Here is a 20230-nt window from a genome sequence, read left to right on the forward strand (position 1 = left end):
TTTCTAGATCCGGATAGCCCTTTCCGGTTCACTGCGACCACCGTAGCACACGAAATGGATAGGGCTTTCCGATTGCTAGACTGCCCCCATGAACCCCGGCGACCAGCACTCCGACGCCCCCGCAGCCCAGCCTGTGCGCAGTGACGTCGAGCGCAACCGGGGGCGGATCCTCGCTGCCGCGCGCACCGTGTTCGGACGCGACGGCCTGGGCGCCTCCATGGCCTCCGTGGCCCGCGAGACAGGCGTCGGGATCGCCACCGTCTTCCGTCACTTCCCCACGAAGGAGGCGCTGGTCGCAGCCGTCTTCTCCGACCGCATGGACGCCTACGCCGGCGCGGTCGCCACCGCCCTCGAAGACCCCGACCCCTGGCACGGTTTCACCGGCTACATCGAGGCCGCCTGCGCGATGCAGGCCGCCGACAACGGCTTCGCCGACGTCCTGACCATGACCTTCCCCACCGCCAAGGCCATGGAGAAGCGCCGGAACGAGGCGTACGAGGGCATGGTGCGGCTCATCGGCCGCGCCAAGGCCACGGGCCGGCTGCGCGAGGACTTCGACCCCTCGGATCTGGTACTGCTGCACATGGCCAACCTCGGCGTCGTCAACGCCTGCGGCGATGCCGCTCCCGACGCCTGGCGACGCGTCGTCGCCCTGATGATCCAGTCCTTCGAGGCCCCGGCCCGGGCCCCCCTTCCCGCCTCGCCCGAGCACGACGCCCTCTACAGGGCCATGCTCCGCGCCGTCCCGGCGGGCGACACCGCACGGAAGCCGGAGCAGAACAGCTGAGCCGCTGGGCCGCGCCGGCCTGTCCGCCCTCCGTCAGCTGACGGAGGGCGATGCCGGCAGGTTCTGGTCGGCGGCCCAGGAGGCGAGGATGCGCAGCCGGGCGTGGGTGGCGGAGCCGGGCGCGGCGGTCCAGACGGTCAGGTTCTGGTCGGGGTCGGTGTCGGTGTCGGCGGCGAGGGTGTTGCCGGTGTGGCGGAGGTCGTAGAAGCGGAAGTTGTCCGGCATCCCGACCTCGGTCCTGGCCTTGCGCCACTTCCGACCAAAGGTCGAGCGGCGGAACGGGGCGCCCTTCTCACCGACGAAGAGCAGACCGTCCACCTCGTTCTTCCCCACGCTGCGACGGCGCAGTTCGGCCAGCTCCTCCGGGTGAAGGGAGGCGAAGGCGCCGAGCAGGACCATCAGGCGCCAGCGTGGGTCCATGGCGTCAGCGAGGTCGAAGACCTGCTCGATGGTGGCGGTGGGGCGTTCGTCGGCCTCCTCCTTGCCCGCGCCCTTGATGCGGCACGGGTTGCTGCCCAGGAGGTCGTCGTCGACCGCCGTCTGGAGGATGGCCTTCAGCAGGCGGTACGACTTGGCGACCGTCGTGGCGCCGGTCGCCTTCAGTCGCTCGGCGCGCCACGTGCGGACGGCCGGCGGAGTGATCTCGTCCAGATCCTTCCGACGAAGGTCGGCAGGATGTGCAGGCGCAGCAGACCGTCGTAACGGTCGTGCGTTGTCGGGGTCAGGCCGCGCTCCTCCTTCCAACGGAGCGCGTACTTCTCGAAGTTGACCGCTCCGGCGTCCGGATCGCGCCAGTGGTTGCGTTCGATGCCGGCGCGGGTGAGGATCGCGTCGGCAACACGTGACGCACCTCGGCCTTCGGCGGCGCACGTCCCGGCCCCGAAGGCGCGCGAGAACCGCCTGCGCGCCGCGACGGAACCAGGACGATGACGGAAGTACCTGTGCCGTACGCATCGGACGGGATGCCCCTGCACGGGTGTCGGAGGCGCCCTACGGCCCAGTTGTTGATTGTGTCGACGGTGATCGGTGCGGCGACCTGCGATTTCAGCCTGGAACGATCTCATCGGCGGCCTGTCGGAGTGCACGGCGTCTGCCCCACGCAGGCGGGTTCAGTGCGTCGGCGCCCGTTCCTGACGTTTCTTCAACTCATTTGACCCGCTATTGCACAGCTGTGACGGTGAGCGCACAGCCCTGTCACCCCCTGTTGGAAGACTTTTCTCATCGCGAAGGGCAGCAGGCCGACGGACCGGTTCAGGTCCCGGGGACAGCAGGCGGTTCCCGCGAAACTCTCATCGCAGCGTCATTCACATCCCTGGGGGAACCTCGATGTCCGCTCGTAACCGTCGGAACACCGCAGCCGTCACCACCGCAGGTGCCGCCGCGCTGCTCACCCTGTGCGGCACGGCCGCAACCGCGATGGCCGCCCCGTCCGCCGGCGGCGACGTCAAGGGCAGCGCCGCGATGGTCGCCGCAGCCGCGTCCGCCCACACGGTCACCGTGCCCAGGGGACTCACCATCAGCGACGGCACCCGCCACGTCGTGGTCAACGGTAAGTCGATCGACTTCGGCACGACGGTCCGTGACCTGGCCTGGAACCCCAGCGGCAGCAAGGCCGCCTTCATCGACGGGCACGGCGACCTCGTCGTCTCCAACCCCGACGGCAGCCACCGCGTCACCGTCGCCGCCAACCCGGGCGGGCAGACCTGGTCCCACCCCACCTGGCAGGTGACCGCCGCCGACCGGACGAACCAGATCCCCGCGAAGAACAACCTCATCTTCTCGGCCAAGATCCACGGCAGCACCGTCCTGGAGGGCGTCAAGGCCACCAGCAACCACGGCAAGCCGACCAAGATCAGCCTGAACGGCGAACCGGGAGACGGCAACGTCCCCCAGACCAACGACACCTGGCCGAATGTCGGCGGCAGCTACGGCTCGGCCGTCTACGAGAACACCCACACCGGCGAGGTCTACATCCGCGACGACTACCTGCGGCAGCAGGGCGGCGCGCTGACCAAGGGTTCCGAGCCCGCTCTCTCCCCCGACAACGAGGAGGTCGTCTTCGTCCGCTCCGTCCACGGGCACGACCACCTCTTCGTCGAGGACTTCGGCGGCTCCACCAATGTCGTCAAGGACGTCACCCCCAACGCCACCGCCGACTACACCGAGCCCACCTGGTCGCCCAACGGCAAGACCATTGCCTTCCGCGCCCCGACCGGTACGTACACCATCACGAAGACCGCCCACGGCTTCGGCAAGCCCGTCAAGGTCTCCAAGCACACCGGCCTGCCCGCCTACCGCGGCTGACCGCCGCCCAACCGGCCGCCGGAGCGGGCGAGTTCAGCTTGGAGTTCGAGCAGGTGCTGGTCGGCCGTGTCATGCGGCAGGTACTCGACCACATCGAGAAAACGGAACAGAACCTGGGTCTTGGTGACGGCGAACTCGTAGTCGCCGTACCCCACCACGGCACCCATATCGCCACGAACAGCGCCCTGGACGACATGCGCGGTCATGTCGTCCGGGCTTTGTGCCGTCAGCCCCCGCCGCGCGTTGGGGCGCGCCAGATACGGGCAGACCATCGAGGCGTAGAGCATGCACGCACGGTGCCCCGGCGCCTCCAGGGTCGCCGCCATGTTGCGGTACGGCCGCCCGGCAGCAAGCGCCTCGCGGATCGCGGAACCCTCCGCGGCGCCGACCACCCGCCACACCGGACCCTTGGGTATCAGGGTGTTGCAGACGGAACACAGACGCTGTCGTGCGCACTCGGCGCTGCGCCCGTAGTCGGTGAGCGCGAACTGGGGCTCGTCGCCCTCCCACGGGGTGATGGCGGGTACGGGATAGCCACGGCTGTCACGAGGTCTGGCCTCGACGGTCGCCGGCATCGGAACGGAATCGAATCGCACACCCCATGGTGAACCAGATGGCCTCGCCACCGCGACGGTTGTCAGGCATGTACGAGCCCTGTGTCCACCTCCCACCAGATGAAGGACCGTCCGCGGGCCCGCCGCATGGGCATGCGCCGGACTCAGGTCCCGTGCGTGCGCAGCTGATGCCCGTAGGCGAAGATCACGACCTGCGTGCGGTCCCGTGGCGTGCGTCTTCGCGGTGGCCTCGGTGAGGAACAGGCATTCGACGATCTTGGTGGTGGTCGGGCCGTCGGCGATGGGGGTGGGGGACGTCCTTCTCGCGGGCCGCCAGTTGGTCGAAGAGCGCGCCCGCGGTGTCGTCGTGGGGCCGGGGTGCGATCCGGGCGAAGCGGTCGACGAGGCCGCAGATGGTGTGCGAGGTGAGGACGGCGTCGCCGGAGGCCACGGCGTGGATCCCTGGTGCGGCCCGGCCGGTACGACGTCTTTGATCCGGCGCCGCGATCCGGGTCCCGTCATGGGCGGAATCGGCGAAGACGAACAGCCGCAGCACCAGGAAACGTCCGGTTCCGGCAAGCCCGGCGGCGCTGAGGTAGACGGCCTGCTCGGAAAAGATCCCCGGCGACGGCCGCACCATGTGCAGAACGGCCATCGCGGAGCAGGTCACCGCGTAGGCGGCAGCGGCCGACCCCGCGGACTGCCAGTGCCGGCGCCATCCGGCGCGCCGCCCGGCCCCGAAGGTGAAGCGTGAGTGGAGCTCCGTACAGAGGACGGTGGAGGCGGCGGTTATCAGCGCGTTCGCCACCACCCAGGGCATCAGAGCGGCGCACAGCGACACAGCGGCACTGGAGGCGACCCCGACGCCGCCGCCACCCAGGACGAAACGGGCGAAGGCAGTGGTCGGACCGGGAACGACCGGGATCCACCGTCCGTCGTTCCGGTCGGTCGCCATCCGTCCCGTACGTGGCGTGACCCGTGTGCCACACCGTGTCTCGCGCGCCGTCTCCGGCTTCGACGCGAGCGGCGACTTCATGGGCTTCCTTCCGGACGAGGTAGCTGTGAACCTCTGGGGCGGGCTGGGTCGGACCATGGCGCTGCGGGCTCACGGCGCCGAGGCGGTGCACCCCCGAGCCGAGGGTGGGCCGCGCCGCACCCTCGACTCGGGGGCTGGGCCGTCAGTTCGTCGTGTCCGAGGTCGCCGGCGCGACGGTGTTGCCGGTCACCGTGCCGGTGGCACCGTCGACGGTGACCAGGTGCCGGACGCCGTCGGTGCCCAGCACCTCGACCTCCCACGCGCTTCCGCCACCCTGCTCGGCGACCACGCGCAGCGCCTCCGTCTTGCCGTCGGAAACCGCCTTGCCGGCCGCCTCGATCGCCGCCGCGGCCGAAACTGCCGGAAGCGGCGCGGGCGCGAGGGTCCCTGCAGCGCTCTGACCGCTCTGGCTGCTCTGGCTGTTGCCATCGAGCCTGGATTCGTCGTTCTGGCCGCCGCGACCGCCTCGTGCCTGCCCGTATGCGCCCTGCCGGTCGTCGCGGCCGTCCGCCCGCCTGTGCTCTGCCGCAAACCGGCCGTGGTCGCCCTTTTCACCGTGGTCGTGGTGGACGACCGCAACGGCGCCGGCCGCGGCCGCCAGGAGAACCGCGACGCCGAGGACGGTCCCACGGCGACGGCTCACCCGGGGGAGGCGCGCCCGGAAGGTCTTGGCCGACTTGGCCGGCTTCGGCGGCGCAACCGGTGAGTCCGGCGTCGACTCGGGCTGCTGCGGCGGTTCGGGTTGGGACATGCTCGGGCTCCTGATCGCCTCGACCGGCCCGGTGCCGGCGGCTGCGATCAGCTTGGAATGCCGTTGCTGAAGCCAGGCTGAAGGTGGCTGAAGGCGTCTTCAGCCACCGTCTGTCCGGCGTGCGAGGCTGTATGCCGTGCGCGTACTGGTGGTCGAGGACGAGAAGCGGCTGGCCGCCGCTCTGCAGCGAGGGCTCAGGGCCGAGGGGTTCACCGTCGATGTCGCCCACGACGGGAACCAGGGACTGTGGCTCGCCCTGGAGCACAGCTACGACGTGGTCGTGCTCGACATCATGCTGCCCGGCCTCAACGGCTACCGGGTCTGCGCCAGGCTGCGTTCGGCCGGGAGCGTCACACCGATCCTGATGCTCACTGCCAAGGACGGGGAGTACGACGAGGCCGAGGCGCTGGACACCGGTGCCGACGACTTCCTGTCCAAGCCGTTCTCCTACGTCGTCCTGGTCGCCCGGCTCCGCGCGCTCCACCGTCGTACAGGCCACCGGCTCCCTCCGGCATTCCGGCTCGGTGACCTGGTGATCGATCCGGCCGGCCACACATGTGTCCGTGGTGGCACCGAAGTCCGGCTCACCGCACGGGAGTTCGCCATTCTGGAGTACCTGGCCCGCCGGGCCGGCGAGGTGGTGTCCAAGCGCGAGATCCTCGAACACGTCTGGGACTCGGCCTTCGAGGCGGACCCCAATCTCGTCGAGGTCCACGTCAGCGCCGTACGCCGCAAGATCGACACCGCCTTCGGGCGCTGCGCCCTGGAGACCATCCGCGGCGCCGGATACCGGCTGGCGGCCGACGGTGGCTAGACGACTCGTCCCCCGCGCCGGCGAGATACCGGCAGCGATCCGGCGCCTGCGCTTCGCCGCCGTGAGGCTCGTACGACATCCGTGGCCGGGATCGGTGCGGGCCCGGGCGACGCTCGGGGCGACCGCGGTCGTCGCCCTCGCACTGACCGCAGCCTCCTTCGCGCTGTTCGCCATGCTGCACGCCGACCTCCAGCGCAATGCCAACGACGCAGCCACCGCACAGGCGGACACCGTCGGTCAGCTGGCCGCCGAGGGCAAGCTGCCCGACCTGCTGCCTCTCACCCACGGCGCCGACTTCATCCAGGTCGTCGACAGCAGTGGGCGCGTGGTGGCCGCCAGCCAGAACCTCGTCGGCCGTCCGGCCGTCGCCGACCTGCGCCCCCATGAGGGCAGGCTGCGCGCCACCTGGTCCGGCGAACCATTCGGCGAAGGACACCGCCAGCGGATCGTCGCCGTCACCGCCCAGACCCCCGGCGGCGCGGTCACCGTGTACGCGGGCACGTCGCTGCGGGACGCGGACGCGGCCGACGAGATCACCAAGGTCGCGCTGGGCATCGGCACACCGCTGCTGCTGGCCACGGTCGCCCTGGTCACCTGGTGGGTGACCGGCCGGGCCCTGCGTCCGGTGGAAGCCATCCGCTCCGAGGTCGCCGAGATCACCGGACGCGCTCTGCACCGCCGCGTCCCGGTACCGGCCGCCCAGGACGAAGTCGCCCGCCTCGCCCGCACCATGAACGCCACCCTCGACCGCCTGGAGGACGCCGTCGTCCGCCAGCGCCGATTCATCGCCGACGCCTCGCACGAACTGCGCAGCCCCATCACCGTCCTGCGCACCCAGTTGGAGGTCGCCCTCGCCCATCCGGACCCGGCCCTGTGGCCCGACCTGGTCAGTGACGCCCTGGAGGACACCGTCCGGCTCCAGGACCTCGCCTCCGACCTGCTGCTCCTCGCCCGTCTGGACGCGGCCGAGCCGGTCAGCCGCCTCCCGCTGGACATGGCCGAACTCTGCCGTACGACCGTTTCCGCGCGTCACGGCGACCGGCTCCCCATCGACACCAGGCTGCAACCCGGCCTCACCGTGGAGGGCAACCGCGGCTGGCTGGTCAGACTCCTCACCAACCTCCTCGACAACGCCCAACGGCATGCCGATCGCCGCATCGAACTGACGCTGCGCTCCGACCCGGACGCCGGCCTGGCCGTACTGAAGGTGACCGACGACGGACCCGGCATTCCCGAGGCCGACCGTGAGCGGATCTTCGAGCGCTTCACCCGCCTGGACGACGCCCGCAGCCGGGACCTCGGCGGAGCCGGTCTCGGGCTGGCCATCGCCCGCGACATCGCCCATCAGCACCACGGCACCCTCCGCGTCGAACCCCACCCGTACGGCGCCGGCATCGTCGCCCGCCTCCCGCTGTCGCCACCCGGGCCCTGAAGCGGACGCTCGAGTCAGACGGCGATCGCCGCATCCGCCCCGCGACTTCGAGTGCATCGCCGCCGTGACCGGACAGGCGCTCCAGTGGTAGGGGCCCGAAGCAGGTAAGTGACACCGCGATTCACGGCAGGCTCTGTGCTCACGCGAAGGCTCTTCCGAGTGGCCGTCCGCCCGATTCCGGTCAAGCGCGATGCTCCTGCGTGCCCGTCCTACGTCCACCGGTCTTCGCTCCTCGTGCCCAGAGCGTGCCCGGGCTTCTCCTTGTGGTGCGCAGGGTCGTCGTTGTAGTGCTTCGCGCGCTCGGCACGAACCATGTCATCGAGCCCCGCGGCTACGTCGCGCTGCCGCTCCTCGTCGGAGTGCCGATAGATCAGCGCGGCCTTCTCGGAGGACTGGCCGGCCCGGACCATCGTGTCCTTGAGGGTGGCGCCCGAACGAGTCGAGAGCGTGTGTCCGGTGTGACGAAGGTCGTGGAAACGGAAGCCGTCCGGGAGGCCCACTGCTGCACCGCCTGCCGTTCGTCCGCTCCGGCTCGGCGACGCGGACACGGATCACCAGGTTGTCGGGGTCGACGTCACGACGGCGCAGGCCGGCCAGTTCCTCGGGCCGCATCGGACCGTACGCGCCGAGGTGGACCATGAGGCGCCAGCGGATACGGATCGCATCGGCGAGGGCGTCGACCTGAGCGACGGTGGCGACGGGGTGTTCAGCGGCGGACTCCTTGCCCGCACCCTTGATCCGGCACGGGTTCCGCGTCCTTCTTGGTCTCGAAGGTCTCCTCCGCCTTGGTCTCGAAGGTCTCCTCCGCCTTGGTCTCGAAGGTCTCCTCCGCCCGGACACGTTCACCGTCGGGCGCCAGGCAGGACGCCGCCCAACTCCCCGATCGGTACTGCCGCACCGCACCGAAGCGGCGACGCCTGCCCTTCTTGTGAGCCATCGGGCGGCCCTCCGCAGGCCGACGCGACGGCGCCGGATCAGCTCTACGGTGCGCGCTGCGATGCACGTGCTTCACCTGTCGGGTGCCCCTCAACCATCGCCCTCTCGGGTGGATCAGCACAGTCAAGCGGGAGCGTGCGCCCCCCGGTGGGGACCTATGGTCTCGCGGGCGAGGTCTGCGGTCCGCCACAAGGGAGTCGACGGACCGGTGCCTGATGAGGGGCGAGGATGGAAGCATCAGTGCGCAAGGTTGCCGTGAGCAAGTTGCCACTGGTCGGCGCTATGTTCTGGGCGACCAAGATCGTGGCCACAACGCTGGGCGAGTCGGCATCGAACTTCGTCACGATGGCGCCATTGAATCTCGGCTACGCCGTCGGCGCGATCATCTTTCTGGTGGCCTTCGCGCTCACCCTGATGATGCAGCTCAAGGCCGACCGCTTCCGCCCGATGGTGTTCTGGTCGGTCATTCTGACCACCAGCATCGTGGGCACCTCGATGTCCGACTACATCAACCGCACCGCTGGGCTCGGTTACGCCGGCGGCTCGATTCTGCTGACCAGCCTGCTGGCGATCGTACTGATCGGGTGGCGGATGACCGGACAGACCATGGATGTGGAGCGGATCGCCACGACGGAGGGCGAGGTCTTGTACTGGACCGCGACACTGGTGTCCAACACGCTGGGCACCTCCAGTGGTGACTTCCTTTCCGGCGGTCTGGGTCTCGGCTTCCGCGACAGCTCTCTGTTGCTGTGCGGGGCCATGCTCGTGATCCTTGCCGCGCACTATCTGACCCCGATCTCGGGCACGGTGCTGTTCTGGGCGGCCTACGTGTTGACCCGCCCGCTGGGCGCGGTGGCGGAGAACGCGGTGGAAAAGCCCGTCGCGCAGGGCGGACTCGGAGCAGGAACCACGATCACCTCATCCGCTCTGCTCGCCGTCCTGGCAATTCTGGTGGGCTGGCAGATGCTCACCGACCGCCAACAAACCCACACGGTGGATACCGTCCTCGCATCCGATAGCCACTATCACCAGCCCGCTGGTCAATCAACAGAAGCGTCTGCGGATGACTACGCGGGCAAACCCGCCGACACGCCACACGCACCAGAAGGAAGGCGACCGGGCTGATCATTCTGAGCAGCGGGACACAGCAGCCACCGCAACCACAGGTGGCCACCAATCGAGCGGCGGCCCACCAGGGGCACCAGCGTCCTTGGCCGCAGGTCAGCCGGAAACCGGGGCCAGGAGACACGAGCTTCCCAAGCTCAGGGCTCATCGCGAGGCGCCAAGAACCGGGCTGGGGCGTCGCGCCGACGCGGCAGAATGTGGGCGTGTCCCTTGATGCCATAGACGCCGTGAACTGGTCGGCGATACCCAACCCGACGTGGCATCGGTGCGACGATCCAGAGCGCGTCGCACATGCACTACGACTCCTGACGGTCTCCACCACGGCCAACGAGACAGGCGACGCGGCAGCCCTCCTCGCCGGTAGTGGCTTCATCTGCGGACACGCTGCCATGGTGTTCCCGGCGGCCTACGCTGCCACCCCGATCTTGCTGAACCTCGTGGAGCACGGTCAGCGACCGCGCATCAAGGACGCAGCCCTCGGACTCCTGTCAAACGCGCTGAACTACTTCCCGACCGCCGGCTACAACCGGGTGGACACTCCCTACGGCACCGACGTCCCACTCTGCTGCGCCATAGCGCGGTACATCCGCGGCCGTCGCAGTGCTCTTCTTGCCCAGGACTTCACCGGTCCACCGGAACTGTCCGCAGGAATACGCGCAGATTCTGCGGCAGTTTCTTCTGGAGAACGATGAGTAGCAGGAAGGCCCGTCTACCGAAGTCGACAACGCCCGCGAGGAACCGGCCGGCGGCCTTCGGCTGTAAGGCTTGGCGCAGTACCTCACGGCGGACACACTCCCTGACGGCTGCCGGATCGTCGGCGTCGTCGGCACGCTAGCGGCCGGCCCGTGGTGTCATCCGCTGGTCGATGATGTCGCGGAGTTGGCGACGGCCGGCGATGCCGAGCTTGGGATAGGAGCGGTACAGGTGTGAGGCGACGGTGCGGGGGGACAGGAACAGACGGTCGGCGATCTCGCCGTTGGTCAGGCCGTGTCCGGCGAGGATGACGATCTCGCGCTGTTGAGCAGTGAGGCCCTCCAGCGCGCCCGGGGCGCCCTGCGGGGCTTGCACCGTTACGCCGCAGGCACGCAGCTCGGATTCCGCGCGCCGGGTCCACGGTGCCGCGCCCAGACGGCGGAACGTTTCCAGAGCGGTCACGAGGATGGGCTTGGCGTCGTTGATCCGTCGCTGCCTGCGCAGCCATTCCCCGTAGTCCAGCTGAAGCTGGGCCCGTTCGAACGGCCACGTGTCTCCGGTGGGATCGGCCAGGGGCGCGGCGAAGTGGGCTTCGGCGCTGTCGGGCTCGGCGAGCAGTCCGCGGGCGCGGGCCGCGAGTTGTTGCAGGCGCGGCCCGGGCGCGGGATCCACGCGAGCCAGCGCGCGCTCCAGCAACGTACGCGCTTCGAGGTGCCGTTCGGCGCGCACCGCCGCAGCGGCCAGGTCGGCGACGGCAAGGTACGAGAAGTGATGGTGCAGGGGGGTGCCGTCGGCGGCGAAGAGCCGGCTGAGCTGCGCGTACGCGGTCACGTAGGTGCCCTGGGCCAGCGCGGCGAGACCTGCCGTCTGCCAGATCCTGGCCGCGAACCCACGGTATTCGGAGGTGTCTACAGCGGCGCGCACGCGGGCCAGCAGCGGTGCCACCTGGTCGTGTTCGCCGCGCATGGCCGCCACGATGGCCGTGGTGAGGTCGGCCGAGCCCGCGACGGTTTCCATCTTGTAGGCGGCGGCGATGTCGCCCGCCTCTCGGGCGGCGGCGAGTGCGTCGTCCCAGCGCCCGCTGTCGACGCATGCCCATTCCAGTGCCGACAGCACGCCGCCGCTGGCACCGCGGACGCCCGGGGCGCGCAGCCGGCTGAGGGCTTCGCGCAGCACCCTGACCGCCAGTTCGGTTTCGTCCAGGACCCAGGCCGCCGCGCCGAACGTACCCGGGTCCGCGAGGGATCCTCCCGCTGTGCGCCGCAGGCGGGGGACGATGTCGGCTCTTTCGCCGAACGGGTCCGTGCAGGCCCGGATCCAGATCCGGTACTCGTCGGCGCGGTCGGCGGGCCGGTCCTCGGCCGACGGCGTTGGCCCGTCCCGGGAGTCGAGCAGGTCGAGGGCGGCACGTGCCTTGGCGCAGACTTCGGGGAGTCCGGTCTGATGGGCGACCGTGGCGGCCATCCAGACGGCCTGCCACGCGATGGCCGGCAGCCTCGGGGATGCCTCGGCGGCGACGGACAGGAGTGTGTCGAACGCGTCGGTGTTGCGGTTGGACCACAGCAGCGACCAGCCGATGTCCAGCCGGGCGGCGATGCGCAGGTCCGGGGCGGAGGTCAGCGTGAGTACCTTGCCCGCCAGTTCGCGTACCCAGTCGGCCTGTCCGGCGGGCAGGGCGAGTTCGGCGGCGGCCAGCAGTCGCCGGGCCTTGTCGCCTTCGCCGGGGCTGAGCTCGGCGGCGCGTTCGAGGGCGCGTGCCGCCGCGGCGGCGCCACCGCGGCGCTGTGCCTGGGCCGCGCTGTCCTCGAGCAGTGCGGCCAGGCGCTCGTCGGGTTCCAGCGCGGCGGCCGCCAGATGCCAGGCGTGGCGGTCGGGCTGGTCGCGGAGCGCGTCGGCGACCTGTCGGTGCGCCGCGGCCCGCTCGGCGAAGGACGCGGCATGGTAGACGGCCGACCGGGTGAGCGGATGGGCGAACCGCGGGCCCGGCGTGTCCAGCCGGATCAGGCCCGCCGCTTCCGCCGGGGCGAGCGCGTCGGCGGAAAGCCCTGGTACCGCCGTGGTCAGGTCCGGGCTGTCGGCGGCCGCGGCGAGCAGCAGCGCGGATCGGGCCGCCGGGGGCAGAGTGACGTACTGGGCGGCCATGAGGGCGGTCAGCTGCCCGGTCAACGGCAGCGGCTCGGCGGTCCATCGGCGCCCCGCGTCGGGATCCGCGGCGATCACCCTGGCCAGCTCGATCAGCGCCAGTGGGTTGCCGACCGCCTGGGCCAGCACCTGTTCACGCAGCCGACCGCGCGGCGGGCGCGGTTGCGCGTCCAGGAGCAGGCCCGCGTCCGGCCGGGTGAGTGGTCGCAGCAGGAGCTGCGGCAGGTCCCGCTCGAAACCGGCCGGAGGTACGTTCCCGCGGGCGCCGGCCAGCAGCACGAGCCGCTCCGATTCCAGGCGGCGGGCGGCGAAGGCGAGCGCGTCGAGGGAGGCACGGTCCAGCCATTGCGCGTCGTCGGCTGCCACCAGCAGCGGCTGCTCGTCGGACAGCTCGGACAGCAGGGTGAGTACGGCGATCCCGGTGAGCAGGGCGTCGGGCGGCGCGGGGTCGTCACAGAGCCCGAACGCACCGCGCAGCGCCTCGGCCTGGCGGGTCGGCAGGCGGGCCGCGCGGTCCAGCACCGGGCGCAGCAGCTGGTGCAGCCCGGCGAACGCCAGGTCCTGCTCCGACTCCCTGCCGGCGGTCGCCAGCACCCGCATCCCCGCCGCCTTGGCCTCGCGCGCGGCTTCGGCCAGCAGGACGGTCTTGCCCAGACCCGGATCGCCCAGGAGCAGCAGAACGTGGCTTTCCTTGTGGGGCGGGGCGATCAGTTCCCGCAACAGGGACAGCTCCTCCCGCCGCCCGATCACGTTCGTGTCCTTGCGGGTCATCGCGGAAACGCCACCCTCACCCGGCCGAATACAGGCCCGCACACAGCCAAGGTGATCCGGTCACGCAAAGCCGTGTGCAGTCAGGTTGCGGATACCGGACGGCCGCTGCGCGGCACAGGGTTGAGTGTATGGATGCTGTCCCCTGCGCGCGATGGAACGCGGGTTCGTGATGCCGTATGTCATGGCCGGCCGGGAGAACACCGGTGACGTCCGGATCCATACCGCCGCCCCGATCACTTGCCGCTTCGACTGTGCGCGGGCTTGGGCCAACCTCGGTATCCGCAACCTGATTGCACCTCCCCCGCGACGGCCCGGTGCAGTCAACATGCGGATTCCGCCGCCGCGCCGCGGCTGATTCGCTCGGGTCATGGAGCTCAACTCGTACTCAGGTCTGCCGAACGAGCGGGTCAAGGCCGCGAACGGCATCGACTACGCGTACCGCGACACCGGCCCGACGGACGACGGCGCCGGTGTGCCGCTGGTCCTTCTCCAGCACTTCCGTGGAAACCTCGACAACTGGGATCCGGCGCTGATCGACGCGCTGGCACCGGCCCGGCGTGTCATCGCCTTCGACAACGCCGGAGTCGGCGGCTCCACCGGGACGACTCCGAACACCGCGGACCGGATGGCACACGACGCCATCGCCTTCATCGAGGCGATCGGGGCCCTGGGCCTCGGCCAGGGCCCAGTCGATGTACTGGGATTCTCTCTCGGCAGCTTCGTCGCGCAGCAGATCGCCCTGACCAGGCCGGCGCTCGTCAGAAGGCTGATCCTCGCCTCGTCGGCGCCGCAGGGCGCCGACGGCATGCACGGCTGGGCCCCTGAGGTCATCGACGCTGTCGGCAACCCTGAAACCAGCCCCGCGGAATACTTGAGCGTCTTCTTCACCGGATCCCCGGCAAGCCGGCAGGCCGGCCGGCAAACCCTGCAGCGGATCTACGGCGCCCGGAGCGAAGACCGGGACACGGCGACCGACTGGGCGACCCGCGAGGCGCAGTACGACGCGGTGTGCACGTGGGGGATCCCCGATCACGCGAAGCTCCAGCGGCTCAGCTGCCTGAGGATGCCCGTGTTCGTGGCGAACGGCGACAGCGACCCGATGATCCTGCCGCACCACTCCCACCTGCTCGCGGGTCTGATCCCGCAGGCCCGCGTGAAGATCTATCCCGACTCGGCGCACGGGTTCCTGTTCCAGCACCACGCGGAATTCGCCGCGGACGTCGACGCCTTCCTCGGCGGCCCTCGATGACCGGCACCCACATGATCGTCCTGCCCGGCGGCGGGTACGCCGAACACGCTTCGCACGAGGCCGAGCCGGTGGTGGATTGGCTCGGCGGCATAGGAGTGCGGGCGAGCGTGTTCCGCTATCCGCTCCGCGCCCGGCACCCGGAGCCGCTCAACGCGCTGCGCGCCGAGATCCGCCGCCGGCGGGCGGCCGGCGCACAGCGCATCGGTCTCATCGGTTTCTCCGCGGGAGGCCATCTGGCCGGGCTGGCAGCCCTCGCGCCGGGCGCCCCGCCCGATGAGGCGGTGGACTTCGCCGTGCTCGGTTACGCCATCACCTCGATGGAGACCGAGACCTACCGTCCGGCCCGGGTGATCCTTCTCGGCGAGGACGCCGGCCCCGGGCTGCGCCGGTCGACATCGCTGGATTCGCTGGTCACACCCCAGTCGCCGCCTTTCTTCGTCTGGCACACCGCGGAGGACCCCTATGTCCCCGCCGAACACACCTACCGCCTTGCCGCGGCGCTCGCGGCCGGCCAAGTCCCCCACGCCGTGCACGTGTTCGCCCACGGCCCGCACAGCCTCGGCCTCGCCCGGAACGCCGGCGAGGCCGCGATATGGACCACGCTGGCGAAAGCCTGGATCCACGAACAGGCGTGACCGTCGCCTACATCACTGGTCCCCGCCCAGCCCCCACCGACCGGGCACGGCCTCGGTCAGCAACACCCAGGTGCGGTCCGCGAGCGTCGGGTCGCCGGCGGCCTCCGCGACCATGCCGGTGAACCGGCTCACCACCGCGATCTGTCTGTCGCGGTCGAGAGCACCCGTGTCGAACGTCGACGGCGCGTCCAACTACGTACGCGCGCAGGTAAAGGTCGCCTGCCGGCAACTCGTGGAGGAAGGCCGCGGTGTTCTGGCGGAACGTCGGGATGTCCCGACGGCCGCGGCCCGCGGTGCAGTCAACATGCTGATACTCCGCCGTCGCCCCCCAGGGTGACCATGAGGTCCAGCTGAGTCAGCGATGCCGGAGAAGACGATGAGCCTTGACTTTGACGTGTTCGTGGTGGAGCCCAAGCCGATCCCGAGTGCGGTACCGGGATTCGAGGAGGTGGTGGGCCCGGCGACCTGGCCGCCGTCCACATCGACGCTGATCAGAGATGACGACGGTGCCGTGCTGGTCGACTGCCTCATCACCGTGCGAGAGGGCCGGGAGCTGGCGGCGTGGGTGAAGTCCCACGACTGCGAGCCCGGGTACGTGTACATCACCCATCCGCACGCCGACCACTTCCTCGGGCTGACGGAGATCCTGGCGGCGTTCCCGCAGGCGAGGCCGGTGGCCCTGGCCGAGTCCGTCTCCGCGATGCAGGAGCAGATCTCAGCGGGGTACATGCAGGTCTGGGGCGGGTTCTTCCCCGGCCAGCTGACCGGCAAGCCCGTCCCGCCCGGGCCGCTGGCCGGCAGCACGATCCCGATCGGAGGCTCATCGGCCACGGTGATCCCGGTCGGGACCACCGACACCGGGCATTCCAGCGTCGTCCATGTCCCGGACCTGAGCCTGGTCGTCTCCGGTGACGTCGTCTACAACCGGACGCACATGTGGCTGGCGGGATCGACACCGGACTCCCGGGCCGACTGGGCGCGGGCGCTGGACGCCGTGGCGGCGCTGGAGGCCGACACCCTGATCGCCGGCCACCGCGATCCACGGGCCGCGGACGACGACGCCCGCCGCCAGATCGACGAAAGCCGCCGCTACCTGGCCGATTTCGAGACGGCGCTGGAACGCAGCTCCGCACCGGGCGAGCTCATCGACCGGATGACGGCCGCCCATCCCGAGCTGGCGAACCCCTACACGCTGTGGGTCGCGGCCCACGACCTGCTCGGCACCGGGAACTGACACAGACAGCCAGGACGGATCGCCCAACCATGCCCGCGGAGACCAGAGAAGCGGCCGGCCTGGAACCGGCCGCGGAAGGCCGCGGCACGCGGGTGCTGAACCTACGCAGAATGACGGCCCGCCGGACCGACGAGGCGTACCGGTCCTCCACCCCGCTGGAACTGTTCTTCGACCTCTGTTTCGTCGCCGCCGTCGCGCAGGCCGCCTCCCATCTGCATCACGACCTGAGCGGCGGGCACCTCGGCCATGCCGTGGGCAACTATCTCTGGGTGTTCTTCGCGATCTGGTGGGCCTGGGGGAACTTCACCTGGTTCGCCTCCGCGTACGACAACGACGACGACGCCTATCGCCTGCTGACCATGGTGCAGATCGCCGGGGCGCTGACCTTGGCCGCCGGCGTACCCCGGGCCTTCGAGTCCGGCGACTATCTCGTCATCACCCTCGGCTACGTGATCCTGCGGCTGGCCATGGTCATGCAGTGGCTGCGGGCGGCCAGGGCCGATCCGGAACGGCGCACGACCACCCTGCGGTACGCCGTCGGCTACGCCCTGGTACAGGCCGGATGGGTCGCTCGCCTCGCCTTCGACCAGCCGACGTACCTCTTTGTCGGGCTGGCGCTGGCCGTGGGCGAGTTGCTGGTCCCGATCTGGGCCGAGCGGGCGCAGGTGACGACCTTTCACCCGGACCACATCACCGAGCGGTTCGGGCTGTTCACCATGATCGTGCTCGGCGAGGCGGTGCTGGCCGCGACCGTCGCCGTGCAGACCGCGGCCGACTCGCGCGACGGCACCGACGTCGACCTGCTGGTCCTCGCCGGCAGCGGTCTGCTGCTCGTCTTCAGCCTGTGGTGGCTCTACTTCGACCGGACCACCCAGCGCATGCTGCGCTCCATGCCCACGACGATCATCTGGGGCTACGGCCACTACCTCGTCTTCGCCTCGACCGCGGCGATCGGCGCCGGACTCGCCGTCGCCGTCGACGCCCTCATCGGCCATGCGCGCGTCACACACCTGCAGCAGGGCTTGGCTGTCGGCATACCCCTCGCCGCCTGGATCGCGACGGTCCGGTGGCTGCGCGTAGGCCCGCCGCTGCGCGGTCCCGCCGTCGCGGCCTCCCCCATGGCCGCGGTTCTGGTGCTGGCCGCGGCCTGGACCTCCGCGGCCGTGCCCCTGATGGCCGTGATCACCGCGGCGCTGGCGGCAGTGACGACCTGGGCCGCGCGGCGGACGGACTGATCACTCGACGCCGGGACGTACTTCGTTCTCTGACAGCGCGCGTCCGCGACGCTCCTGCCGGGACCACACGTACGCAACCGCAACGCCGCCCGTGCCGCCCACGGCGTTGTTCGGACCTCACCGTGAAGTCGGCCTTCACGACCGCGTACACCGGATCGTGAAGGCCGATTTCGTGCTGGGGACCGCATGCCCCGGTCGGCGTGGCGCGCCGCGTCTCCGCGGGGCTGGGGCTACTTGATGTAGACGAGGCCGTCGGTGGTGACGGTGGGACGGCCGCTGGTGCCGACCACGACGATCTTGATGGTGTGCTTGGCGCTGCTGGACCAGGTCTTGGTCCAGATCGCCTGCCGGTACAGGGTGGTGGAAGACTTCAGGTCGACGGTGGAGATCTTGGTGCCGTCGACGTAGACGTACGCCTGGCCGGAGCTGGCGGCGCGGGAGACGACCCAGGCGGCGGAGCGGCCGGTGAAGGTCCAGGTGAGGCTGGCGCCCTTGGAACCGCTGGAGTAGGACTGGCCGCCGAGGTAGCCGGTGGAGGAGCGGGAGGTCCAGCTGCCGGACTTCGTGGCGGCGGTCTCCTGCAGTATCACCGGGGTGTACGAGGGCGAGGACGTGCGGTAGTTACCGGCGTAGTCGTAGGCCCGCATCGACCAGATGGTGGCGGCGCCGGACTTGGCGGTGCGGTTCGAGGTGGTGGTGGTCGGGCCGAAGGTGGCGGTGGTGGGGGACAGCAGCTTCACCTCGCGCAGGGCCTTGTCGTCGGTGGCCTTCCAGCCGAGAGTGACCGGGACGGCGCTGGTGCTGACGGTGCCGGAGCGCAGGGAAACCTTCGGGTTGGTGGTGAAGGTCGGTGCGGTCGTCTCCGCGACAACGGTCAGCGCGGCACTGGTCGCGGTCTTGCCGGACTGGTGCACGGCCCGCACGGCGACAGTGTGGCTGCCCAGGGCCAGGGTGACGCCGGCGGACGTGGCGGTGCCGGAGGTGGTGGCGACGCTCTTGCCGTCGACCAGCAGCTCGAACTTGGAGATCAACGACGCCGGTGTGGTGGCCGTCCAACGGACGGTGATGCCGCCCTTGGTGTAGTACGTCGAGCCCGAAAGGCCCGCGCCGTCGACCGAGCTGACTTTCAGGCCCTGCACCGGGCCGGATGCCCAGGTACGGATGGTCGGCAGTTGGTCGTAGAGCAGGCCGCCGGGGCACTGTGTGTTGTAGCCGTCCCGGTGGCCGGAGATCCGCTGGAAGGTGTACTTGCTGCCCGCGGTGAAGTTGGTGTTGAAGTAGTTGTGCTGGCCCGCGCCCGCCGTGAGCTGGGTGGTTCCGGCGGGATCGGCGCCGTACTGGCCGAGCTTCCAAGCCGCCAGGCGGGCGACTGATGCCAGCGTGGCGTTGGTGGCGCTGGTGGTGGTGTAGTCACCGAGCACCGCGACGCCTGCGGACTCCCGATTCCAGCCGTAGGTGTGTGCGCCGAACACCGGAAGGTCCACGCCGCCCTTGCGGCCCTCGAAGATGGTGCCGCATTTGTCGACGAGGAAGTTGTAGCCGATGTCCTTCCAGCCGCTGACCTGGACGTGGTACGCGTAGATGCTCCGGATGATCGACGGCGAGTCGGCGCAGGAGTAGTCGTTTGCCCCGTCGGTGTGGTGGACGAAGACCGCCTTCACGTCCGCGTTGTACTCCGGCGCCTCGGGGCTGATCGACTCGTCGGCACCCCAGTCGGCGCGCGAGACGATCGGCGGTTCGGGCACGGTGGACGGCGGCGCCGAGGGCGACGCGCTGGAGGACGTGCTCGGCGACGGCGACACGGAGTCCGTGGGGGACGCCGAGTCGGAGGGCGGGACGGAGTCCGTGGGAGACGCCGAGTCGGAGGGCGGGACGGAGTCGGTGGCCGCCGGCGTGGTGTCCGTCGCAGCCGGGGATGTGGTGGTCTGGCCGTCCGTCGGCGCGGTGGTGGTGCCGTCGCTGGGCGCGGTCGCCGTGGCGCCGGGACTCTCATCGGCGACGAACGCGGCGGGCTTGGCCGCGGTGCCGCCGGCCTTGGTCTCGGCGTCGGTCACCACCCCCGGGTCGACCAGGTTGACCTCAAGGCCCTTGGGCAGAGCGGAACTGCTGGTGCCGTTCTTGCGGATGACCTGCACCTGCAAGCCGTCGGAGGGGCCGACCCACAACGGCTCGGATGCTCCGCGCACTCCGGCGCCGGGGTTCTCGAGCGGGTCGACGTTCAGTTCGAGGTCCTGCCAGGCGCTCCACTGGCCGGTGTCGAGGCTGCGGGTGCGTACCTGCGCCGCGCCGTCGAGCCGCTTGGCCGCCCCCGTCCAGGAGACGCCGAGCATCGAGAACTGCTCGGTGTCCGTGCGCGGCAGCTCCCGCTTGTCGCCTGTGCCGCCTTTCAGTGCGAGGTCGTACACCTTCGCCGGCCGCTTGGCCCGGCCGGCCGCGCCGGGGTCGGAGGACGGGCTGGCGACGGCGTAGGTCACCACGCCCCCGCCCCCGAGGACCACCGCACCGAGCGTCAGCCACGCCCGTCGTTTCATG

General features: G+C 70.4%; 17 protein-coding genes and 2 pseudogenes. 10 read left to right on the forward strand and 9 right to left on the reverse strand.

Translation table 11 applies throughout. From position 1 onward, the window contains the following. The first annotated feature begins 88 nt into the window (after positions 1-88). A complete protein-coding gene (locus tag SMIR_RS17280; protein WP_168493906.1) occupies positions 89-787 on the forward strand; it encodes a TetR/AcrR family transcriptional regulator in 699 nt (232 codons plus the stop codon). A gap of 33 nt (positions 788-820) precedes the next feature. Here the strand turns inward: SMIR_RS17280 and SMIR_RS17290 are convergent. Then, positions 821-1761: pseudogene (locus tag SMIR_RS17290) on the reverse strand (site-specific integrase). Between the two features lie 352 nt (positions 1762-2113). On the opposite strand from SMIR_RS17290, the gene SMIR_RS17295 reads away from it, so the two are divergent. Continuing rightward, positions 2114-3091, forward strand: a complete 978-nt coding sequence (locus SMIR_RS17295; RefSeq protein WP_168493904.1) for a TolB family protein — start codon at positions 2114-2116, stop codon at positions 3089-3091. On the opposite strand, the gene SMIR_RS17300 is transcribed toward SMIR_RS17295, so the two are convergent. The 3 genes from SMIR_RS17300 to SMIR_RS17310 form a co-directional block, all read right to left on the reverse strand. After that, positions 3079-3666, reverse strand: coding sequence for a hypothetical protein (locus tag SMIR_RS17300; protein ID WP_168493902.1), 588 nt, complete (start codon positions 3664-3666; stop codon positions 3079-3081). The genes SMIR_RS17295 and SMIR_RS17300 overlap by 13 nt on opposite strands. Positions 3667-3850: 184 nt before the next feature. Continuing rightward, positions 3851-4681 carry a hypothetical protein gene (locus SMIR_RS44920; RefSeq protein WP_422664440.1) on the reverse strand — a complete coding sequence of 277 codons (831 nt, stop codon included), beginning with the start codon at positions 4679-4681 and terminating at the stop codon, positions 3851-3853. A gap of 142 nt (positions 4682-4823) precedes the next feature. Further along, a complete protein-coding gene (locus SMIR_RS17310) occupies positions 4824-5432 on the reverse strand; it encodes a PepSY domain-containing protein (protein ID WP_168486611.1) in 609 nt (202 codons plus the stop codon). A 136-nt stretch (positions 5433-5568) separates the two neighbouring features. Between SMIR_RS17310 and SMIR_RS17315 the strand changes: the two genes are divergently transcribed. Together SMIR_RS17315 and SMIR_RS17320 are read left to right on the forward strand one after the other, a co-directional pair. After that, positions 5569-6246, forward strand: coding sequence for a response regulator transcription factor (locus SMIR_RS17315; protein WP_168493900.1), 678 nt, complete (start codon positions 5569-5571; stop codon positions 6244-6246). A gap of 61 nt (positions 6247-6307) precedes the next feature. Further along, on the forward strand, positions 6308-7678 hold the full coding sequence (locus tag SMIR_RS17320) for an ATP-binding protein (protein WP_248003682.1): 1371 nt from the start codon (positions 6308-6310) through the stop codon (positions 7676-7678). A gap of 209 nt (positions 7679-7887) precedes the next feature. On the opposite strand, the pseudogene SMIR_RS17325 reads toward SMIR_RS17320, so the two are convergent. Further along, positions 7888-8431, reverse strand: a pseudogene (locus SMIR_RS17325) (tyrosine-type recombinase/integrase); the annotation flags it as partial. Continuing rightward, positions 8385-8852 carry a hypothetical protein gene (locus SMIR_RS45140; RefSeq protein ID WP_527252123.1) on the reverse strand — a complete coding sequence of 156 codons (468 nt, stop codon included), beginning with the start codon at positions 8850-8852 and terminating at the stop codon, positions 8385-8387. The gene SMIR_RS45140 and the pseudogene SMIR_RS17325, both read right to left, overlap by 47 nt. A gap of 2 nt (positions 8853-8854) precedes the next feature. On the opposite strand from SMIR_RS45140, the gene SMIR_RS17330 reads away from it, so the two are divergent. Together SMIR_RS17330 and SMIR_RS17335 are read left to right on the forward strand one after the other, a co-directional pair. Continuing rightward, entirely contained in the window at positions 8855-9739 is an 885-nt protein-coding gene (locus SMIR_RS17330) for a COG4705 family protein (RefSeq protein WP_168493898.1), read from the forward strand. A 203-nt stretch (positions 9740-9942) separates the two neighbouring features. Then, positions 9943-10431 carry a hypothetical protein gene (locus SMIR_RS17335; protein ID WP_168493896.1) on the forward strand — a complete coding sequence of 163 codons (489 nt, stop codon included), beginning with the start codon at positions 9943-9945 and terminating at the stop codon, positions 10429-10431. A gap of 139 nt (positions 10432-10570) precedes the next feature. Here the strand turns inward: SMIR_RS17335 and SMIR_RS17340 are convergent, their stop codons facing one another. Next, positions 10571-13345: a helix-turn-helix transcriptional regulator gene (locus SMIR_RS17340; RefSeq protein ID WP_168493894.1), complete on the reverse strand. Its 2775-nt coding sequence runs from the start codon at positions 13343-13345 to the stop codon at positions 10571-10573. Between the two features lie 367 nt (positions 13346-13712). Between SMIR_RS17340 and SMIR_RS17345 the strand changes: the two genes are divergently transcribed. Both SMIR_RS17345 and SMIR_RS17350 read left to right on the forward strand, forming a co-directional pair. Further along, on the forward strand, positions 13713-14594 hold the full coding sequence (locus SMIR_RS17345) for an alpha/beta fold hydrolase (protein ID WP_168493892.1): 882 nt from the start codon (positions 13713-13715) through the stop codon (positions 14592-14594). Next, the gene (locus SMIR_RS17350) at positions 14591-15229 is read left to right on the forward strand and encodes a prolyl oligopeptidase family serine peptidase (RefSeq protein WP_168493890.1); all 639 of its coding nucleotides are present in this window, start codon (positions 14591-14593) and stop codon (positions 15227-15229) included. The genes SMIR_RS17345 and SMIR_RS17350 overlap by 4 nt, the downstream gene beginning before the upstream one ends. Positions 15230-15241: 12 nt before the next feature. Here the strand turns inward: SMIR_RS17350 and SMIR_RS17355 are convergent, their stop codons facing one another. Then, complete coding sequence (locus SMIR_RS17355; protein WP_168493888.1) at positions 15242-15421, reverse strand: tautomerase family protein; 180 nt, start codon at positions 15419-15421, stop codon at positions 15242-15244. Positions 15422-15605: 184 nt separating this feature from the next. On the opposite strand from SMIR_RS17355, the gene SMIR_RS17360 reads away from it, so the two are divergent. Both SMIR_RS17360 and SMIR_RS17365 read left to right on the forward strand, forming a co-directional pair. Further along, positions 15606-16463 (forward strand): MBL fold metallo-hydrolase, encoded by an 858-nt coding sequence (locus SMIR_RS17360; protein ID WP_168493886.1) that lies wholly within the window; start codon positions 15606-15608, stop codon positions 16461-16463. 29 nt (positions 16464-16492) lie between these two features. Next, the gene (locus tag SMIR_RS17365) at positions 16493-17698 is read left to right on the forward strand and encodes a low temperature requirement protein A (protein ID WP_168493884.1); all 1206 of its coding nucleotides are present in this window, start codon (positions 16493-16495) and stop codon (positions 17696-17698) included. Between the two features lie 230 nt (positions 17699-17928). On the opposite strand, the gene SMIR_RS17370 is transcribed toward SMIR_RS17365, so the two are convergent. Beyond that, entirely contained in the window at positions 17929-20229 is a 2301-nt protein-coding gene (locus tag SMIR_RS17370) for a peptidoglycan recognition protein family protein (protein ID WP_211118764.1), read from the reverse strand. Position 20230: the final 1 nt, after the last annotated feature.

The sequence above is a fragment of the Streptomyces mirabilis genome, from assembly GCF_018310535.1.
Taxonomy (GTDB): domain Bacteria; phylum Actinomycetota; class Actinomycetes; order Streptomycetales; family Streptomycetaceae; genus Streptomyces.